The following is a 20,057-nucleotide window of genomic DNA, read 5'->3' as shown; positions in this document are numbered from 1 at the left end:
CGGGATTATTAATGAACTCAATGAAATCGATGGGCTTTTGCATAAGTCTTCGGAGGTTATTAAAAGCGTAGTTGAGCGCTCTGAGAAGCTTAAAGAAAGCGATGCGATATTAAGTAAAGTTATTAATGGATTCTAGGAGGGACGCGCGATGACAACACGATTTGCTCCTTCACCTACGGGCTACCTTCACATTGGAGGCTTACGCACAGCACTTTTTAACTACCTCTATGCGCGTAAAAATAATGGTAGATTTTTGCTGCGTATTGAGGATACTGACTTAGCGCGCAATTCCCACAATGCGGCAAAGGCGATTATAGAATCCTTTCAATGGGTGGATTTAGAGCATAATGGAGAAATTATATATCAAAGCGAGCGTTTTGCGCTCTATGCGCGCTATGTCAAGCAGTTGCTAGAAGAGGGCAAGGCGTATTATTGCTATATGAGTAAAGAGGAGCTAGAGGTTTTGCGCGCGCAAGCGGAGGCGCAGGGCAAAAAGTGGAAATACGACAATCGCTATCGTGATTTTACAGGTACGCCACCAGAGGGGATTGCGCCGGTGGTGAGGATAAAAGCACCATTGCAAGGAGTGATTAGCTTTGAAGATGGCGTGAAAGGGTGCATTAGCGTAGATGCGAACGAAATTGATGACTTTGTCATCGCACGTAGCGATGGTAGTCCGACTTATAATTTTGTCGTGGCAATCGATGATGCGCTGATGGGTGTGAGTGATGTGATACGCGGAGATGATCACCTAAGCAATACGCCTAAACAAATCGTGGTGTATCAAGCGCTAGGCTTTGAAGTGCCGAAGTTTTTTCATGTGCCTATGATTCTCAACCCTCAAGGCAAAAAGCTAAGCAAGCGCGATGGCGCGATGGGCGTGATGGAATACAAGAAGCTAGGCTATTTGCCAGAGGCTTTGCTTAATTTTTTGGTGCGTCTTGGGTGGAGTTATGGCGATGAGGAAATTTTTAGTATGGAGCGGCTTTTGGAGGTTTTTGACCCTTACAAGCTTAATTCCTCGCCTTCGAGCTACAACGAAGAAAAACTCTTGTGGCTCAATCATCACTATATCAAACAAACGCCAGCGCATAAGCTAGAATCTTTGCTGATTGATTTTGGCGCGCAACCTTTGCAAAGTTTTGCGTGTATGAGCGAATGCGATGAGGAAAAGAGGGAATCTGTGCGTGAAGCACTTTTTAACGCACTAAAAGAGCGGAGCAAAACGCTTATAGAGTTTGCAAAGAATTTTAACGAAGTGCTAAATGCGCCTAAGGAATACGATTCTAAGCTTTTAAATAAGCTAGATTCTCAAGGTGTCGAGTTTTTGCACGCATTGAGCGAGGCACTTAAAAATGCGAAGTTTCAAAGCGAGCAGGAATGCGAGGAATTTTTGCATACATTTTGTGAGGGCAAACATTTGAAACTTGGGCAATGTATGCCCCTTGTGCGTTTGGCGCTTTTGGGCAAGGGCGGGGGTATAGGTGTGCCCTGCGCACTTTTTGTGTTAGGAAATAGAGAATCTTGCGTGCGCATTGAATCTTTACTTGCAAAAAATCCAATGAAATAGAGCAAAAACGCAAGATGTGTGAAAATGCAGGCTATCAAAATGCGAAAACATATAAAATGCAAGGTGCGCGATAATGAATGAAATCAAACTGCAAAAAACACAAGCGCTTTTGCAAGAGGTGCTAAATCTCGCGCTAAGTGAGCTTGCTAATCCTAAGCTTAATACGCTTTCGATCACGCGCGTGCTGTGCTCATCTGGCAAGTATCACGCGAAGGTGTTTATTGAATCTAGCGATATTGCCCAAAGTGAGCGCGCAGGTATTTTGAGCGCGCTTAAAAAAGCAAGCCCAATGCTTAGAGAATACACATTGAGTGCTACTTCGTGGTTTAAATGTCCGGAGCTTAGCTTTTATTTTGATGATTCTATGCGTGATGGCGAGAATTTGGACGCGATTTTTGCGCGAATTGCTAAAGAGCGACAAAAAGAAGAGTAAGAAATTTTAAAAGGAAATTAAATGCAGGTGGATTTGGAGCAAAAAATCCGCGCACTTGCGGAATCTATGGGGTTTGTACTTTATGATGTGATGTGGGCGAAAGAAAATGAGCATAGCATTTTACGCGTGTTTTTAAGCAAAGAGTTAGATTCCGAATCTTTGAAAGTGCTAAAAAGTCTGCAATCGCGGGGTTTTATAGAATCTAGCGAGTTGGAATTTCTGCCAAAGCGAGAGGGGATTACGCTTGAGGAATGCGCGCGTTTTAGCGAGGCGCTCTCTCCTATGCTTGATGTGGAGCTGACGCACACAAACGCGTATTTTTTGGAAGTGAGTTCGCCGGGGTTGGAGCGCGTGCTAAAAAAAGAGGAGCATTTTCTTTATAGCTTGCTTGAAGAGATTAGTATTAAGCGCGCGGATAAAAGTGAGGTGAGCGGGCTACTTGTCGGACTAAATGAAAACACAGAAAACACGGAATTTGCAGGCGCACTCTTGCTAGAAATAGTAGATTCTAACAAATCGCGAACGAGTAAAAACACCGCCGCGCCTACAAAAGAAAAAATCTTTGTTTCATTTGCAGAGATTAAAAAAGCAAAAAGCGTGTTTAGGTTTTAAGCGTATTTGGCGAGAATCTAGCGCAGTTGTATCTTTTAGAGTGTAGTTTATTCCTCACGGAGAAATTCTAGCGGATATTTGCACTCCTTGCATAGCACATTAGATTCTAGTTTTTGTAGTTTTTGATGGGCTTCTTTTTGGAATCTGTGGATTTTGCAATGGCATTGATAAATATAACTTTTTGGTTTATCTGCGATGTTGCAAAAATCCCCACTTACTTCGTTATCGCCAAAAATTTGCTTGATGTTGTTATCCGCTACTTGCAGGGCGCGCCACCGCTCAATATTCATATCCTCTTGCATAATATGTCCAATAAGCCAATCACGCGTAATGACAAGCAGTTTTTCTTTGAGCTCGCGTAGGGAATGCGCGTTTTTCACCAAATGCGCCATATCCACCATAATGGTTTTATGAATCTTGCTGTGTTCGTTTAAATGCGGATAGCCAATAGATTGCATATATTTTTCCTCGTGTGAGAAATGCTCGCGCATATAGTCAAAAAATTCGCTTAATACACCTTTGACTTCATTTCGATTTGTTGATTTATGCGCTAATTGATAGACTTTTTCAGCAAGCTCAAAAAGTCTCTTGTGCTCGCTATCAATAGTGTCATTATGGACAGAGTATTCATCACTCCACGTGGGCATATCCATTCTACAAAGTTCCTTGTTTTTGTTTAATAGAATTACTAATTCTTTTACTTTTAGGCATCTAGAATCAGCAAATTCTTAAAATTAAATAAAATTAGCATTATAATGTTTCATTCCTTAAGTTTTTCTATAAGGTTTTTGCCCAGCCTCATAAAAGTTATTCCCCTGCGTGTCAATCGCCACAATTGCTGGGAAATTTTCAATCGTAATGCGCGCCACCGCTTCAGGTCCGAGCTCTGGGTAGGCTAGCACTTCGTATTTTTTAATCGTTTTAGAGATAAGTGCCGCCGCACCGCCCACAGCCACCATATACACCACGCCATTTTCCACCATAGAATCCACCACTTCTTGCGAGCGGTAGCCCTTGCCTATCATACCGCTAATGCCCTGTTTTATGATAGTTGGCGTGTATTTATCCATTCTCCCGCTTGTGGTTGGTCCAGCTGAGCCGATGGGGTTGCCCGGCTTTGCAGGGCTTGGTCCTAAGTAATAGATTGTCTCTCCGCGTAAATCCACCGGCAGTTTTTCACCTCTTTGTAAGGCTTCTGTCAGGGCTTTGTGTGCGGCATCTCTTGCGACTAGAATCGTGCCAGAAATCAGCACAGATTCTCCAGCTTTTAAGCTTTTGGCGACTTTTTTATCAAAAGGTGCGGTAATTTTCCTTATTTGTGTGTTGCTCATTGTTGCCTCCTTGAAAGCTTATAGTTCTATGTCGCAGTGACGCGCTGCGTGGCAGTTGATATTGATTGCTACGGGAAGTCCTGCGATATGTGTTGGATACCATTCTACATTTACCTTAAATGCTGTGGTAATCCCGCCTAAGCCCTGCGGTCCCACGCCTGTGGCATTTGCCATTTCTAGCAATTCATCTTCTAGTTTTGCATAGCGTGGGTCTGGATTTTTAGAATCTGTCTCACGTACAGCTGCCTTTTTGGCTAAAAGCGCGGCTTTTTCCATTGTTCCGCCTATGCCTACGCCTATAACCATCGGCGGACAGGCGTTTGGTCCGGCTAATTTGACAGCTTCTAAAAACACCTTTTTTACCCCTTCAATACCATCAGCTGGCACGAGCATTTTCAAAATGCTTTTGTTCTCGCTACCAAAGCCTTTTGGCGCAACTTGGATATGGATTTTATCCCCCGGGATTATTCTTGTGTGAATTACTGCGGGTGCGTTATTTGTAGTGTTTTTGCGCTCAAAAAGTGGCTCGCTTACGACAGATTTTCGCAAATAGCCCTCTGTGTAGCCTTTTTTCACACCTTCATTAATTGCATCTTCTAGGTAACCGCCCACAATATGCACATCTTGTCCCACATCGACAAAAACCACCAGCATACCCGTATCTTGGCAGATTGGCATCATATTTTCCTGTGCGATTTTGCCATTTTCGATAAGCGTGTCAAGGATATTTTTCCCCAAAGGTGAAGTTTCAGAATCTCTAGCTTTTTTAAATGCTCTTTTTATATCATCTGTTTGCACACAACAGGCTTCAATCGCGAGTTTTGCGACTGCTTGCGTAATGTCTTGGCATTGCACCTCTTTCATTGTTTTCCCCCCCCCCTTATTTTGTATTGCGCTTGTAGTCTATACTTACTTTGCTTAAGTATGTATTAAGGTTAGGATTGTTCGCTGTATCTTGCTTTGTAAGTGGTAATTTTTGCTTTTTGGGATTGATTTGAAGTTGATTATAGAAGCGTTGGAGTGAAAAGATTTTTACAAAAATTTTTACGATGTAATGGTGTAAGTCCAAATATCTCAATCGCGCCAATATGCGCTTTTGTGCCATAGCCTTTGTGTTTGGCAAAGCCATATTGCGGATAAATTTTATCAAGTTCAATCATTTGAGAATCTTTTGCGCTTTTTGCGAGGATTGAAGCAGCGGCGATAAGGAGATTTTTATCATCGCCTTTGATGAGTGTTTGCAGTGAAATACACGCGCTTGCGTGAGAATCTACAAACTCTCTAGGAAGCCCAAAAGTCGTGTTTCCATCAAAAAGAAAGAGCTTGGATTCTGTCTTAAAATCAAAACTTGCAAAATGGCTTATAATCTCTTTTAGCGCCTTTTGCATACACACACCTAAGGCAAGTGTGTCGATTTCTTCCGCGCTTATTTCTATGAGTTTATAAGCAATTGCGCCAACTTGTGCGAGTTCCTTCAAGGCTTGTGCTTTAGCAAAACGCGCGCTTTGCGTGAGCTTTTTAGAATCCTTAATGCCAAGATTTTTTAACGTATTTTCCTCGCCTAGCACCCCGCATACAAAAAGGCTCGCGCACAAACATCCGCGCCCAGCCTCATCAATCCCACAAATCACGCCTAATACAACACAACATAAGTTTTGCGCGGTCCATGCACACCAAAAACGGTGATAAGCTCAATATCCGCTGTGCGCGAAGGTCCAGCGACAAAAATAATATTTGTCGGCAGATAATTAGAATCTCCGCTACGCGCACGCTCATAGCTTTTTGCAAATTCAATTCCAGCAAAAATATGATGAACGATATTTTCTTTTGGAAGCAAATAAATGCAAGTGTTAGTAATAAGCGAGCTTAGGCGTGGAGCGTCCTTGTTTGCGCTAAGGCATAAAATCCCCAAATCCGCAACCCCACAACGCGCTTGCACGATGGAAGTATCGATGGAAAAAAGTTGCGAGCGGATTTCATCAACGCTTTTTGTGTAAGGCACGAGATTTGTGCCACTTGTAGCACTCACACTCGCGCTAAGCGTGCTTGAATCCACATCAATATCAACATTATAAAGCACTTCTTTTGCCTCATTTTCGCGCAAAATCTCTGCAATCGTGGCGGGCAGATTTTCTTTTGTAGATTCTACGATAATGCCCTTATTGTTGCTGTGATTTGTCTTAAAAGTCTCAAGCAATGCACCCCCCATTTTTATCGCGCCCTCAAAGCACGGCGCGTGGTTTGGGATATGCGTATTTTTACTAATAGAAGTTCTTAACCTACTTAGAATCTCGTCTCTTGCGGTATTTGCTGTGTTATTCATAAATCACCCCTTGCATTTTTGAAACTTTTGCGTGTAGCCCACCGCTAATTTGTGGAAATTCGCGGTATTTCACCCAATTTTTGATAAGCGGTAAATACGGCGCGACAAATTTACCCAAGAATCCAAAAGTTCCAACTACACGCATCGCAAAGCGCCATTTACTGGGACTTGTCGCTATGACTGCAAATTGCCTCATCTGGCTAATTTCAGTAGGATTTTGCGTGCTGCCATCATTCCCTATGATATTTTTGCGTCCTTGTCCTACGCGCTCACTGCGTAAATCGCGGATCAAATCTGCTAGTGGAATTTTAACCGGGCAAACCTCCGAGCAACGCCCACAAAGCGAGCATAAATCAAGCATGGGCGAGCAGGTATTGATTCCAAAAAGTTGCGGGCTAATCACCTCGCCAATAGGTCCGGGATAGGTGCTAAGATACGCGTGTCCGCCAATTTTATCATACACCGGGCAGTGATTGAGACAGCTCCCACAGCGGATACAGCTCATCGCGCGATAATAGTGTGAATCTTGCAACATATTTGAGCGATTATTGTCAAGTAGCACGATATGCACTTCTTTTGGTCCATCAAGCTCGCCCTCTTTGCGCGGGGAAGTAATGATATTATTGTAGCAAGTAATGGGCGTGCCAACTGCGGAAGGTGCTAGCAAGGTATCTAAAATCGCTGCATCTTCAAAGCTCTCCACCACCTTTTCAATCCCGCAAATTGCAACATGGATATCCGGTGCAGTAGTGCTCATACGCCCATTTCCTTCATTTTCAATAAGCCATATTGCACCCTCATTTGCGATTCCAAAATTTACACCACTAAGCCCCATTTTAAAGCCCTCAAACTCCTTGCGCATATAGGTTCGCGCAATGTCATTGAGCTTTTCAGGTTCAGATTCTAAAGGTGCATTTGGGATTTTTTTATGAAAAAGTTCGCCGATTTCATAGCGGTTTTTGTGAATCGCTGGGGCAACGATATGCACGGGCGTTTCGCCTAGTAGCTGTAAAATCACCTCGCCTAAATCCGTTTCAATCGCTTGTAAGCCTTTAGATTCTAAAAATTTATTAAAGTGAATCTCCTCGCTTGCCATTGATTTGCCTTTTAGAATCTTTGTGATTCCGCGCTCTTGCATAAGGTTGAAAATAATCTCATTTGCCTGCTCTGCATTGCACGCCCAATGCACTTTCATACCATTGCGCGTGGCGTTTTTCTCAAAGGCTTCTAGGATTTCATCTAAATGGCGTAGATTCTTTTGTTTTAGCTCCTTGCCCTTATCGCGCAGTCCCTCCCAGTCGGTAAAGCACGCGTTAATAAGCTTCTTGCGATTCCCGCGCAGAGTATCCATTGCGTTTAGCAAATTGGTGCGTAGTTGCTTGTTGTTTAGCCCCTCATTAATGGCTTCGTGGTATTTTTGCTTAAGCTCTTTGCCTCTGGACTGATTATGTGTAGCACTCATTTTCCCTCCTTATAAAATCTACTTAGAATCCGCAATACCAATGCGCGTGGCAAGGAAGTCGTATAGGTGCATATATTTTACACCTACACCTTGTTTTTTCATCGCACCGCTGATATTAAGCCCACAACCTGCATCGCCGGCGATTATATATTCCACGTTGCGCGCTTTTATGTCTTCGATTTTGCGACTTACCATTATGTTTGAAATTTCAGGTTCTTTGACACTAAATGTCCCACCAAAACCGCAACATTCCTCTTCACGCTCTAACTCGATAAGCTCCACATTTTTCAAACTTCTTAAAAGTGTTTTTGCAGAATCTACACATTTTGCAACGCGCAGTGCGTGGCAATTGCTATGCCAAGTGATAGAAACAGGTGCGCCCTTGTCTTCGTAGCTTGCGCCGATTTTGATGAGATATTCGCTTAACTCATAGATTCGAGAGCAAAACTTGCGCGCGCGCTCCTCGTATTCCGTGTTCTTAAAAAGCTCAAGATAATCAATCCTTAGCATTCCGGTGCATGAACCACTTGGCAGAACAATAGGAATATCTTGTTTGAAAAGTTCCATAGTATGCAGGGCGATTTTTTTGGTTTCCTCATAATAGCCAGAGTTGAAAGTGGGTTGTCCGCAACAGGTTTGGTCTTTTTTGAAAATGACTTCAACACCTTCCTTTTGCAAAAGCTTAATAGCATTTATGCAGGTATTCGAACACGTCGCAGCACCAATACAGGTGGAGAAAAAATACACTTTTTTTTGTTCTTGCATGAGCTTCCTTCCTTGTGTAAAATATGGTGTGCTAGATTTTATAATGCTGTGATTAATGAGAATCTTTAAAAATAAAATTTTGCACACAAAATATATTTAAATTGCCTTTTTGTAGCTTTATTTTGCTAGAATGTCGCGCTGATTTGCCTTAGGAGAGCTTTGGGCTAAAGGAGAAGTAAGAATGAAACATTGTATTTATGCAGTGCTTTTATGCGTCTTTGCAAATGTGCTAACGGCTAGCGATAAAGAAGCGCGCAATGAGCTTAATAAGGGAAATGTAAAACGTGCATTGCAACTTTTTGCGCAAAGCTGTGATAATGGCGATGTGTCCTCGTGCTATGAGCTTGGAATTTTGTATAGCGATGGTGAAAATATTAAGCAGGATTATCATAAAAGTGTGAGTTATTATGAAAGTGCGTGCAATGCGGGGTATTTGCCAGCGTGCAATAATTTGGGTGTTTTATTTTTTCAAGGTTTTGGCGTGAGGCAGGATTACCAAAGAAGTTTAGAACTGTATGATATGTCTTGCCAGAGGGGCAATGCGGATGCGTGCAATAATTTAGGTGTGATGTTTGAAAATGGCTATGGAATAGAGAAAAAAGACCCCGTGCAAGCAGGGCTTTATTATACTGATGCTTGCATTGGCAAAAGTCCCAAAGGTTGCTACAATCTCGCAGTTTTAGCGATGGAGGGCAAAGGCGTGAAAAAAGACAAAAATATGGGGAAAGAATATTTTGGGCTTTCTTGCGACTTTGGCTATCAACTCGGTTGTGATAAATACAAACAGCTCAATCTCAAATAATCTAGCGCGAGGAAAGGTATGAAAATAGCAAAAATCCTAATTTTAGGCGTATTAATCGTCTTTCTAGGTGCGTGTAATAAAAAATTGCAAAAAACTTCGCAACTTGCAGATGGTAGCTCTAAACATTACGAATCTCCACAGCTCACACAAGCCATTAAAGCACTTAAAGAGACTTGCGCGAGCGGGAATATCGAGGACTGCTACAAAATTGGTGTGTTGTATGCAAAGGGCGAGCGTGGCGAGCATTGGTATTCCAAAGCCTCATATTATTACAAAGTCGCTTGTGAGCAGGGACATTTGCTTTCTTGCACGAATCTTGGCGGGCTATATGAAGAGGGCTTGGGCGTGAGACAAAGCTATCAAGTTGCGTTTAGATTCTATCAAGCAGCGTGTTCTAAAGGCGAGGCAGATTCTTGTAATAATCTCGCGCGTATGGTAGAGCGGGGCATACTTGTAAGCAAAGATGTCGCTTATGCAGCAAGTTTGTATGAAAAAGCCTGCATTGGTGGAAGTGCCACAGCGTGTGTGAATCTGGGTAGAATGTATCACAAGGGTAGGGGAGTTGAAAAAAACAGGCTCACTGCAAAAAGCTTCTTTGGGCAAAGCTGTGATATGGGCTTGCAAGAAGGCTGCGAAATGTATAAAAGTTTGGAGTAATCGATGCAAAACACACATAATGTTATTTATCCGAGTTTGGAACAAATCTTGCAAATCCCAAATCTTAGCACCTATAAGCGTGTGCCTATCGTAAGAGAGCTTTTTTCTGACTTTTTGACGCCCATTGAAGCACTTAGAATCTTAAAAGCGCACTCAAAGCATGTGTTTTTACTAGAAAGTGTCGAAGATAGAGAACGTTGGGGTCGTTGGAGCTTTTTAGGATTTGAGCCTAGTTTAGAGATTGTGTGTAAAAATTGGGACATTTGCATTAAGGATTCTCAAGGAACTAAGCAGTTTAGCGGCGAGCCAAAAAAGGCAATTGAAGAGATTTTGGCGCGTTATAAAAGCCCCAAAATAGAGTGTTTGCCACCTTTAAGTGGTGGGCTTGTGGGATATTTTTCTTATGAATATATCCGCTATGTGGAATCGCGCCTTGATTTTAGCGCGCAAAATAGCGAGTTTAACGATGTGGATTTGATGCTTTTTGATACGCTTCTTGCGTTTGATAATTTTAAGCAAAAAATTGTGCTCATCACAAATATTGAGCTTGAAAATTTAGAATCTAGCTACGCACAAGGTGTGGAAAAGCTAGCTTCTCTACGTGCGCTTTTGCATAGTGGTAAAAAATGCGAGATTGCGCCTTTAGAGCTTTTTGAAGAGCCAAAGGCGGATTTTAACAAAGCACAATTCTCTCAAATGATAGAAACAGCAAAGGAATACATAAAGGAGGGCGATATTTTTCAGGTTGTGCTTTCAAATCCACTGCGCGCAAAGGCGCAAGGCAGCCTTTTTGATGTGTATAGAATCTTGCGCGTTTCTAGCCCTTCGCCTTATATGTTTTATTTTTGCAGTGATGATATTGAGCTTGCCGGAGCCTCGCCTGAGACGCTTGTGAAGCTAGAAAATACTAAGCTTTATACTTACCCGCTGGCTGGCTCGCGTCCGCGTGGGAGTGATGAAGCGGAAGATAAACGCCTTGAAGAAGAATTGCTAAGCGATGAAAAAGAGCTTGCAGAGCATAATATGCTTGTTGATTTAGGGCGCAATGACCTTGGGAAAATAGCGCAAATTGGGAGCGTGAAGGTTGAAAAATATATGGGAATCCAACGCAATTCTCACATTATGCATATTGGCTCGACTATTAGTGCGCAAATCGCAGAGGGTAAAAATGCCCTTGATGCAATCGCGGCGATTTTACCTGCTGGCACGCTTAGCGGTGCGCCAAAAATCCGCGCGTGCGAGATTATCCACGAGTTGGAAGGAAGTGAGCGCGGGATTTATGGCGGGGCGATTGGGTATCTTGACTTTTCGGGGAATATGGACACTTGCATTGCCATTAGGCTTATGTATAAAAAAGGTGAAAATCTCTGTATCCGTTCAGGTGCGGGCATTGTGATAGAAAGTCAAGCAGAGAAAGAATTTGAAGAGTGCCAAAACAAAGCAAGAGCCGTGCTCAATGCCGCCAAGATGGCGCAAGAGGGGATAGGCTAAGATTTCTTTTGGCCAAAGGTGTGCATTTTTACAATCTATCTGAGTCTAGTTCAGAATCTAGCGCGAAAATCCGAGCACAGAATCCACAAAAAGGAAGCCTAAATGATACTTTTAATCGATAATTACGACAGCTTTTCTTACAATCTCTACCAGCTTTTGGGTTCTTTTGGCGTGGAGATTAAAGTTGTGCGCAATGACGCGCTAAATGTGCAAGAAATACTCGCGCTCAAACCCTCTCTTATTGTGCTTTCACCCGGACCCGGTAAGCCAGAAGATGCGGGCATTTGCATTGAGGCAGTCAAAGAGCTTGGCGCACAGATTCCCATTTTTGGCGTGTGTTTGGGGCATCAGGCTATCGTGTGTGCCTTTGGTGGAAAAGTCAGCTATGCAAAAAGCATTATGCACGGCAAAACTTCGCTTGCAAGCCTTGAGGGGACTTCGCGCCTTTTTGCAGGATTTCCAGATTCTATGCAGGTGGCGCGTTATCATTCACTTTGCGCCATTCCTCCACTCCCACAATGCCTCAAGGTTACCGCTAGCACGAGTGATGGTGAAATTATGGCGCTAGAGCACGAGAGTTATCCTATCTTTGGTGTGCAGTTTCACCCAGAATCTATCCTCACGCCTATGGGTGAAAAAATGATACAAAATCTCTTACGCCTTTGCAAAGTGTAGATTTTACACTTTTTTGAATCTGCAAATTTTTAAAATCCTGCAAGGAATGCCTTTGCGCGTTGGTGTAAAAACTTCCCTCAAACTTGCAACGTTTGGAATCTTTGCGTTTTGTGTAGGGTATTTTTTCTATAAATTTTTTTATACAGATTCTTTGCTTGGTGACTTTCGCACTTCGCGCGATCCTTTTGCACACGATTACAGCAAAATTTTGCTAGATAGAAACAATGAACTTCTAAGTGTGTTTTTAAACCAAAATGAGCAATGGCATCTAAAAGCTAGCGCGCCAATCCCGCATAAGCTCAAGGTCGCGGTGTTAGAATATGAAGACAAGCGCTTTTTTTCGCATATTGGGGTGGATTTTTTGGCAATTGCGCGCACATTAAAGAAAAATTTTTCGCACACTAAGCGCGCGGGAGCAAGCACTATTACTATGCAGGTGGCAAAGTTTCTTAACAACAAACCCCGCACCTACAAAAACAAAATCGATGAAATCATCTACGCCACGCGCCTTGAATGGTTGTATAGCAAAGATGAGATTTTGGAGTTGTATCTTAATAACGCCTCTTATGGGCGTAATTTGCTTGGATTTTCTAGCGCGTTGCTTTTTTACTTTGGCTTGCAACCACACCAGATAGAAAATCTCACATGGGCGCAAGCTGCGCTTCTGGCGGTTTTACCAAATGTGCCGGGACTCATTAACCTTGAAAAAAACCCAAATGCGCTTAAAGCAAAGCGCAATTTTTTGTTAGAGCGTTTGCATAAAAAAGGGCATTTTGATGCGCAGATTCTTCGCCTTGCGAAAAATGAGCCTATCCCCTCAAGGTTTGTTCCGCGTAAAAATTTAGCCCCACACCTCGCCTTGCGACTTTTTAAGGATTCTCAAAATCATGCGCTTACAAGTAGCGTTGATAAGCAAATCCAAAATCGCTTCGAATCACGTGCAAAACAATATGCCAAACGTCTGCAAAATGAGGGCATTGCAAATCTTAGTGCGCTTCTTATTGACACACAAAGCAAGGAAGTGCTTGCGTATGTAGGATCGCAGGATTTTTTTGATATGGAAAATTATGGGCAAATCGATGGAATCCAAGCCTATCGCAGTCCGGGTTCAACGCTCAAACCTCTGCTGTATGCGTTAAGTATTGATGAAGGGCTTTTGCACCCTTACTCAAAACTTATAGATATTCCACTTTCTTTTGGTGCATTTGCCCCGCAAAATGCTTCAAAGCGTTATCACGGGCTTATCAGCGCGCAAAATGCGCTCACTCAATCGCTCAATATCCCTTTCGTGCATTTGTTGCAAGAGTATGGTTATGAGAAGTTTTTTTTCACACTTAAAGATATTTTGGGCTTTAGCGATGAAGACTATGCGCGCTATGGGCTGTCTTTAATCCTTGGGACAAAGGAGCTTAGCGTGGAAGATATTGCCACAATTTATTTAGGATTGGGGAATTATGGGCTGTTTGAAAAGATTTCTTATTTTCCGCGTCATTTAGAGAATCCACCAAATTCACAAACAGCGCAAAATATTCAAGTATCGCAAAACACAAGCAATCCCGCAAGGCGCTTTTTAAGTGAAGGCGCTGCGTATCTTACGCTTATGGGGTTGGAACGTGTAGAGCGCGTGGGATTAGAAAATTTTCATAAAGATAAAAAAATCTTTGCATGGAAAAGTGGCACGAGCTACGGCAGGAAAGACGCGTGGGCGGCTGGGACTTCGCCAAAATATACGCTTGTAGTGTGGGTGGGAAATTTCACGGGAGAGTCAAATAGCAATCTCTTTGGTGCGAAATCCGCCGGAGGCTTGCTTTTTGAGCTTTTAGGTGAGTTAGAAGGGCTAGATTCTGACTTTGTGCCAAAGGGGCTAAAGCCTATCGCGCTAGATTCTCCAACGGGTTATGCGTTAAGTGATGAGCTAAAAGAGCTAGGCGTGGAATCTTTAAGCGCGCTGTATCCGATAGATTCTGCGCCTTTGCGTGTTTCGCCGTTTTTGCAAAGCGTGTGGGTAGATATGGAGGGTAATGAGGTAAATTCACTAGATTCGAGATTCTTGCAGGCACGCAAAATTGCACGGCTCAATCTTCCAATAAATGTGTTAAATTACTATAATTTGCAAAATATCAATTTGCAGGCGCATCTGCGCTCTAAACCTACGCGCACGCTTAGGATTCTCTATCCTAGTAATGGGCTTAAAATTATCGAGCCAATCGACTTTGAAGGCAAACAAAAGCTCATCATTCGCCTTGTAAATCTCAAAAAGCAAAAGCTTTTTCTCTATATAGATTCTCAATTTTTCCCCCAGTCTGCGGAAACCACGACAATTGAGAGCACACTAGAGGCGGGCGTGCATACTATCTATGTCGTGGGGGAAGATGGCAGCGAAGATTCTGTAAGCTTTGAAATCGTGCGCTAATTGATCGCTTTAGAGAATCTCACACATATTCCCCATACACGCCAGCAAGATAACTAGAGAGATGTGTTAGCACATCGTCCCATTTTCCCATTTCGCTTTGTGTGAATCCTAGCAGATTCTCATACCACGAGGTATTTACACCATTTTCATAGCGCCAATCATAACGTTTGTGTAGCAATACAAGCGTGCTTTTCCCCATACTCGCACTTAAATGCGCTAAAGCTGTGTCGATGCTTATCACCAAATCCATACGCTCCAAAATCTGCCTCGTGTCCAAAAAATCGCCCATTTGCTCACAACAATCAGTAAGCGCAAACTCCTCGCACACTTCTTTTTCTACGCTAACTTTTGAAAGTGAAAAAAGCGCAACCTTTTTTTGATTCCCAAAGCACATTCGCAAAGTCGCAAAAAGTGCCTTTGGCTCAATATTTTTTAGCCTCACTTCGCTAAACTCAGAATTGCTTTCGCAGCAAACCCCAATTTTTAGCACATCAGGCTTACGCCCATAAATCTCCTCATCGCTCCCCCGTGCAAGCGCACGTCTAAGCATTGTTTGATATGCTAGATAATTTGCATTTGCGCTAATTTGCCTTTGTGTTTTTATCCCAAGCGCCAAAGGCAGAGACAATAGAGAAATACTCACATCAATGCGTTCAAAAATGCTTTCAGATTCTATAAAACTCGCGCAAACCTTAATGGGCGCGAGATTTACACGCTCTGGCATATTGCAAGAATCTTGTGCGCTCAAATCTTGCGTGCTAAAAATATCAGCAAAGAGCCTTTTTAGCGGCTCTTGCACGAGGAAAATTATTTCCTTAGCATAAGCTTGCAAAATTTTCAAAAACCGCGCAAACATAATGCAATCCCCAAAGCCCTGTTCATAATGCACACATACGACTTTGTTTTCAAAGCTTTGTCTATCCTCTTTGCCCAGATTCCATAGATTTGGCAGACTCAAAGGCAACATATTTTTAAACTTTTTTCGCATTTCATACAATGTAAAGCCTTCGCTAAAATGGTGATTTTTTAGCAAAAAATGCGCGTAATTGATAAAAAAATCCACCCTTTGAGAATCTAGCTCTGTGGCGCGTTCAAAATATTGCTTCACGTGTGCAAAATCCGCGTTTGTGTAGCCTAACACATTCGCATAGTTAAAGAAGAAATCCGCGTCATTGTTAAAATGCGGTTGTATTTTTTTAAAAATTTCAAGCGCTTGTGAAAAGTAACCAAGTTTTGTGTAAATGCTAGCCAAATTAAGCCCTGCCTTAACAAATCCTCGCTTGTATGCCTCCTCATAAAGCTCGATTGCTTCAGAAAAATGCTCCAAACGCACCTGCGCATTCGCAAGATTAAACATCACTCCCAAATCATTTGGGCTAAGGCGCAAGGCGGTGGTATAGTGCGACACAGATTCTATGGGCATTGACGCGTCAATGTAGGATTTTGCAAGATTAAAATGCAAAGTCGCATTTTCGCGTAACAGGGGCATTTCCTCTAATGCGAGGTGCAGGATTTTCACAGATTCTAAAGGTGCGTTATTTCTGCGGAAAGATTCTGCTAAATTTAGCCACAAAGCCTCGCACAATCCCCACGCTAGCTGGAATTCTTGAAGTAATTCATTATTATTGTTTAGCTCCTGTGCGCTTAAGTTTTGCATTAGCTTTTGAGAATCTTGCAAACGCGTGCGCGCAAGGTTAAGCCCCTGCTCGAAATACTCTTGCGCCCGCCCAAAGTCTTTGAGTTGCAACATCACAAGTCCAGCGAGATTCCAGCTCTGTGTGTCCTCAGGATACTGACTTAAAATCTCCACGCACAGCTCCACGCACGTGCCATATTTGCCAGCTTCGAGACTTTGGGCGCAAAGCTGTTTCTTGTGCTCCAAATCATTATGTGAAAAATCGATTAATTCCATAAAATTATGCCTTGTGGATTTTATGTTTGCTTAAGCAAAATCCGCTCCAAGTTTAAAAGAAATTGTAGTTACGCGCAATGGTTAAGATTTTAATCCACTCGATAATGTGCTCCTTTGCTTTTTTGGCGCTTTAGGGCGGATTGCACGATGTTGCGTGCTACAAGCAGGCGAAGTTTTAGCATACGTCCAATGTTTGATTCTAGCATAACTTCAATCCCGCCAAGCGCACTATTTAGGCTATCTTTACTTCGTATAATGCCAACTTTCTGCCACATAATCTCGCGTAGCAAATCCCTTAGTCGCATATCGCCTTCTTTTTCCAGCGCTTGGTCTAAAAGCGGAAAATGGCGTGTTGGGTTGGCGCGTGTGGAGTTAAGGATTTCAAGTGCGGCGCTTTTGCCAAATACAAGTCCTTCTAGCAAAGAATTTGATGCGAGGCGATTAGCCCCATGCACACCATTATAGGCACATTCACCAATCGCATAGAGATTTTTCACTCCCTTTACGCGTGCGCTCATATCTGTCAAAATCCCGCCCATGCAGTAGTGAAACGCCGGCGAAATAGGCACAAGCTCGCGCGGTATATCAAGCCTGCACGCGTTTAGCTCCCTATAAATATTTGGGAATCTTTTCTTAAAGTCCTCACCTTTAAAAGCACTTAAATCTAAAAATGCTTTTTGCTTGTTTTTTGCGCAATAATCCACAATCGCACGCGCCACAATATCACGTGGAGCAAGCTCGCCTCTTTTGTCGTATTCAAATAAAAAGCGTTTGCCTTGAGAATCTATTACTTTCCCGCCTTCACCCCTCACAGCCTCACTAATAAGGAGTTTGCGCGCGCTTTTTGCTTCGACATAGACGGTTGGGTGAAATTGCAACATTTCCATATTTGCTAGCTCTAAGTTATGCTCTAAAATAATGCCTTGTAGGTCGCTACTTATCGTGTAAGCATTTGTATGATATTTGAAAAGCCCGCCAACGCCACCACTTGCGATAACGATATGATTGCTATAAATTTGCACCATACCTTTTTTTGTTTCGACATTTACACCATAGCACACATCATCTTCTAGGAGTAAATCCACCACACACGCGCTTTTCCAAAGTGTGTGCTGCAAGGAATGTATCAAAAATGTATGCAATACCCTGCCTGTGCCATCGCCACCAGCATGTACAATCCTAGGCAGACTATGTCCGCCCTCCTGCGTGTAGGCAAGCGCACCATTTGCCTCTCTATCAAGTGTCAATCCAGAATCTACAAGCTCTTGTAAGATATCTAAACTCTCTTCGCTTAGCTTCTGCACGCTTTGAGTATCATTAAGCTCGCTTCCGGCTAAAATCGTATCTCTCATATGTGAAGCGATATCGCTAGTATCCCGCGCTATGCTAATGCCACCTTGTGCGTAGAAAGTATTGCATTCCCACGGCTCGCTTTTGCATAAAATCAACACCTTTAGATTCTTAGGCAAATGCTTCGCGCAATACAACCCTGCCACGCCTGCACCGATAATTATCACATCATAATGTAATACCATAACTTAAATCCTTAAAAATTAATATCCCTAAAATGTATCCTCATTTTCTTGCACCACCTCTGGTTGAATACTCTGAATCTGCGAGGAATTTACAGGCGCATCATTTGATTCCTCACTATAATAGGGCCTGTTTTTATATCCGCACGCGCTCACGCACACCACAAGGGCAAGTAAATATGCTATCATTACGCTATGAAAAACATAAAAAAATCGAGTCATATTATCTCCATACTAAAGCGCAAATCGGAGTTTTCTGCGCTTGCTATTTATGATGAAATAATGCTTTTTAAAGCCGCTTATCTCACGCCACATTTAAAAAATGTACTAGATTTTATTTACTACAAAGATGAGATTTTATTTTTTGTCGCCAAGCACCCAGCTTTTTGTCAAGAGTTTAATTATACCTCCAAAGGAATAATAAATACCTTGCAAAGCTATCCGGATAAATTTCCCACACTTAGCAAGCTTAAAGACGCCAAAGCCTTTGTTTCGCGCAAATACAAAAATCCCCCGACTTCTTTTAGGCAAGATTTTGCATCAAAAAAGCCCTTACAAGCTACTTTCAAAGAACGCGCACAAGGTGATTTTATCAATCATTGTAAAGATTCTGAGCTAAGCGCGATTTTTGAGCGCATAAGAGAATCTATCAAAAAAGGCTAATTAAAAACTTCCAAAAAAGGCGTATTAAAAGATTTTTTGTATAATGGGCGCTTTGATTTTGCCAAAAGTTAGGAGAATGTGATGTTAGTTACCCCGCGCACGCTAAGTGGTTTTAAAGATAGGTTACCACAGGAGGCTATGGCGAAAAATACCTTGCTTAATCGAGTGAGCGAGGTGTTTTTAAAATTTGGTTTTGTGCCAATTGAGACGCCACATATCGAATATGCGGATATTTTGGTAAAACAGGGAAGCGAGGAGATACAAAAAGAGCTATATCGCTTTAATGATCGCGGTGGGCGTGATATTGCGTTGCGTTTTGATTTGACCGTGCCACTAGCGCGCTTTATTTCACAATACCAAAATGAGCTAGAGCTTCCTTTCAAGCGTTATGCAATCGGCAATGTTTTTCGAGGGGAGCGCGCGCAAAAGGGGCGTTATAGGGAATTTACGCAATGTGATTTTGACTTTATCGGAAGCGAGTCGCTTTCTTGTGATGCGGAGATTTTGCAGGTGATTTATGCTACGCTTGTTAATCTTGGCGTTGATGAATTTAGTATTTGGCTTAATCATCGCAAGATTTTAAATGGCATTTGCAAGCATTTCGGAATCTGCGAATCTAAGACGATAAATGCCGTCCTGCGAGCTATTGATAAGCTTGATAAAATCGGGGCTGAAGGCGTGATAAATGAGCTAGATTCTGAAGTTGGCATTGCAAAAGAAAAGGTGCAAGAAATTTTACAATATACAAGCATTAAGCAAAATGGTGCTGGGGAAGAATTTTTCAAAAGCATTGCGTATCTGAAAAAATGGAATGAGGAGCTAAGAGAGGGCATTGAAGATTTGGAAATGCTATATAGGATTCTCGCGCCTTTGCAAATGGATAAAGACTGCTATCGTGTGAATTTCTCTATCGCGCGTGGGCTTGGATATTATACAGGCATTGTGTATGAAACGGTGCTAAATACGTTGCCTAGCATCGGAAGTGTGTGTTCTGGTGGGCGGTATGATAATCTCACAAAAACTTTTTCAAAGCAAAAAATGAGCGGTGTGGGTGCGTCTATTGGTGTGGATAGATTGCTTGCTGCAATGAAAGAGCTTAATCTTATTGGTGGGAAATCTACCTCCGCACGCGCGTTGCTCGTATGTATGAATAAGGAATATCTAGGCTATGTGCATGCTTTGGCAGAATCTTTCCGTCGCTCTGGCATTGCGATTGAAATTTACCCCGATATTGTGAAGCTTAAAAAGCCTTTTGGTTATGCAGATACGCTTGGACACGAGTTTGTGCTGGTGATTGGGGAGAGTGAATTTAAAGCAAAAAGCGTCACGCTCAAAAATATGACAAGTGGTATGCAAATGGAGGATATTAGTTTTTTGAAGGCATTAGAATTGCTTAAAGAGGATTAAGCAAGAAGT

Annotated in this window: 20 protein-coding genes; 10 read left to right on the top strand and 10 right to left on the bottom strand. The window is 42.5% G+C overall.

The window, feature by feature from the left end; all coding sequences use genetic code 11:
* Positions 1-148: 148 nt before the first annotated feature.
* The 3 genes from gltX (at position 149) to A3217_RS04535 (ending at position 2,615) form a co-directional block, all read left to right on the top strand.
* Positions 149-1,570 carry a glutamate--tRNA ligase gene (gene gltX, locus A3217_RS04545; RefSeq protein WP_066388481.1) on the top strand — a complete coding sequence of 474 codons (1,422 nt, stop codon included), beginning with the start codon at positions 149-151 and terminating at the stop codon, positions 1,568-1,570.
* Positions 1,571-1,643: 73 nt separating this feature from the next.
* On the top strand, positions 1,644-2,003 hold the full coding sequence (rbfA, locus tag A3217_RS04540; RefSeq protein WP_066388479.1) for a 30S ribosome-binding factor RbfA: 360 nt from the start codon (positions 1,644-1,646) through the stop codon (positions 2,001-2,003).
* Between the two features lie 21 nt (positions 2,004-2,024).
* The gene (locus tag A3217_RS04535) at positions 2,025-2,615 is read left to right on the top strand and encodes a ribosome maturation factor RimP (RefSeq protein ID WP_066388476.1); all 591 of its coding nucleotides are present in this window, start codon (positions 2,025-2,027) and stop codon (positions 2,613-2,615) included.
* Between the two features lie 47 nt (positions 2,616-2,662).
* Here A3217_RS04535 and A3217_RS04530 read toward each other — a convergent pair whose 3' ends face one another.
* The 7 genes from A3217_RS04530 to A3217_RS04500 form a co-directional block, all read right to left on the bottom strand.
* Positions 2,663-3,268 (bottom strand): bacteriohemerythrin, encoded by a 606-nt coding sequence (locus A3217_RS04530; protein WP_066388473.1) that lies wholly within the window; start codon positions 3,266-3,268, stop codon positions 2,663-2,665.
* 114 nt (positions 3,269-3,382) lie between these two features.
* Positions 3,383-3,946: a Fe-S-containing hydro-lyase gene (locus A3217_RS04525; RefSeq protein ID WP_066388470.1), complete on the bottom strand. Its 564-nt coding sequence runs from the start codon at positions 3,944-3,946 to the stop codon at positions 3,383-3,385.
* A gap of 18 nt (positions 3,947-3,964) precedes the next feature.
* Positions 3,965-4,810, bottom strand: coding sequence for a fumarate hydratase (locus A3217_RS04520; RefSeq protein WP_066388467.1), 846 nt, complete (start codon positions 4,808-4,810; stop codon positions 3,965-3,967).
* 140 nt (positions 4,811-4,950) lie between these two features.
* Positions 4,951-5,577, bottom strand: a complete 627-nt coding sequence (locus A3217_RS04515) for a ribonuclease HII (RefSeq protein ID WP_066388464.1) — start codon at positions 5,575-5,577, stop codon at positions 4,951-4,953.
* Between the two features lie 2 nt (positions 5,578-5,579).
* Positions 5,580-6,269 carry a LutC/YkgG family protein gene (locus A3217_RS04510; RefSeq protein WP_066388462.1) on the bottom strand — a complete coding sequence of 230 codons (690 nt, stop codon included), beginning with the start codon at positions 6,267-6,269 and terminating at the stop codon, positions 5,580-5,582.
* Positions 6,262-7,731, bottom strand: a complete 1,470-nt coding sequence (locus tag A3217_RS04505) for a LutB/LldF family L-lactate oxidation iron-sulfur protein (protein WP_066388459.1) — start codon at positions 7,729-7,731, stop codon at positions 6,262-6,264. Before A3217_RS04505 ends, A3217_RS04510 begins: the two co-directional genes overlap by 8 nt.
* An 18-nt stretch (positions 7,732-7,749) precedes the next feature.
* Positions 7,750-8,496 (bottom strand): (Fe-S)-binding protein, encoded by a 747-nt coding sequence (locus A3217_RS04500; RefSeq protein ID WP_066388457.1) that lies wholly within the window; start codon positions 8,494-8,496, stop codon positions 7,750-7,752.
* Positions 8,497-8,677: 181 nt separating this feature from the next.
* Here A3217_RS04500 and A3217_RS04495 point away from each other — a divergent pair, with 181 nt between their 5' ends.
* The 5 genes from A3217_RS04495 (at position 8,678) to pbpC (ending at position 14,534) form a co-directional block, all read left to right on the top strand.
* Positions 8,678-9,298: a tetratricopeptide repeat protein gene (locus tag A3217_RS04495; RefSeq protein WP_082807873.1), complete on the top strand. Its 621-nt coding sequence runs from the start codon at positions 8,678-8,680 to the stop codon at positions 9,296-9,298.
* A gap of 18 nt (positions 9,299-9,316) precedes the next feature.
* Positions 9,317-9,955 (top strand): tetratricopeptide repeat protein, encoded by a 639-nt coding sequence (locus A3217_RS04490; RefSeq protein ID WP_066388454.1) that lies wholly within the window; start codon positions 9,317-9,319, stop codon positions 9,953-9,955.
* Positions 9,956-9,958: 3 nt separating this feature from the next.
* Positions 9,959-11,446 carry an anthranilate synthase component I family protein gene (locus tag A3217_RS04485; RefSeq protein WP_066388452.1) on the top strand — a complete coding sequence of 496 codons (1,488 nt, stop codon included), beginning with the start codon at positions 9,959-9,961 and terminating at the stop codon, positions 11,444-11,446.
* 102 nt (positions 11,447-11,548) lie between these two features.
* On the top strand, positions 11,549-12,121 hold the full coding sequence (locus tag A3217_RS04480; protein WP_066388450.1) for an anthranilate synthase component II: 573 nt from the start codon (positions 11,549-11,551) through the stop codon (positions 12,119-12,121).
* A gap of 52 nt (positions 12,122-12,173) precedes the next feature.
* The gene (gene pbpC / locus A3217_RS04475) at positions 12,174-14,534 is read left to right on the top strand and encodes a penicillin-binding protein 1C (protein WP_066388449.1); all 2,361 of its coding nucleotides are present in this window, start codon (positions 12,174-12,176) and stop codon (positions 14,532-14,534) included.
* A 19-nt stretch (positions 14,535-14,553) separates the two neighbouring features.
* On the opposite strand, the gene A3217_RS04470 is transcribed toward pbpC, so the two are convergent.
* The 3 genes from A3217_RS04470 to A3217_RS04460 all read right to left on the bottom strand — a co-directional run bounded on the left by A3217_RS04470 (position 14,554) and on the right by A3217_RS04460 (position 18,200).
* Positions 14,554-16,446 carry a tetratricopeptide repeat-containing glycosyltransferase family protein gene (locus A3217_RS04470; RefSeq protein ID WP_066388445.1) on the bottom strand — a complete coding sequence of 631 codons (1,893 nt, stop codon included), beginning with the start codon at positions 16,444-16,446 and terminating at the stop codon, positions 14,554-14,556.
* A gap of 89 nt (positions 16,447-16,535) precedes the next feature.
* On the bottom strand, positions 16,536-17,981 hold the full coding sequence (gene nadB, locus A3217_RS04465) for an L-aspartate oxidase (RefSeq protein WP_066388442.1): 1,446 nt from the start codon (positions 17,979-17,981) through the stop codon (positions 16,536-16,538).
* 27 nt (positions 17,982-18,008) lie between these two features.
* A complete protein-coding gene (locus tag A3217_RS04460) occupies positions 18,009-18,200 on the bottom strand; it encodes a hypothetical protein (protein ID WP_066388439.1) in 192 nt (63 codons plus the stop codon).
* Between the two features lie 60 nt (positions 18,201-18,260).
* Between A3217_RS04460 and A3217_RS04455 the strand changes: the two genes are divergently transcribed.
* Positions 18,261-18,641: a hypothetical protein gene (locus A3217_RS04455; RefSeq protein ID WP_156471850.1), complete on the top strand. Its 381-nt coding sequence runs from the start codon at positions 18,261-18,263 to the stop codon at positions 18,639-18,641.
* 81 nt (positions 18,642-18,722) lie between these two features.
* Positions 18,723-20,048, top strand: a complete 1,326-nt coding sequence (hisS, locus tag A3217_RS04450; RefSeq protein WP_066388435.1) for a histidine--tRNA ligase — start codon at positions 18,723-18,725, stop codon at positions 20,046-20,048.
* Positions 20,049-20,057: the final 9 nt, after the last annotated feature.

It is taken from the genome of Helicobacter himalayensis (assembly GCF_001602095.1).
GTDB lineage: Bacteria > Campylobacterota > Campylobacteria > Campylobacterales > Helicobacteraceae > Helicobacter_F > Helicobacter_F himalayensis.
Note: the sequence above shows the minus strand (reverse complement) of the source record. Positions and strands in the feature narration are given on the sequence as shown.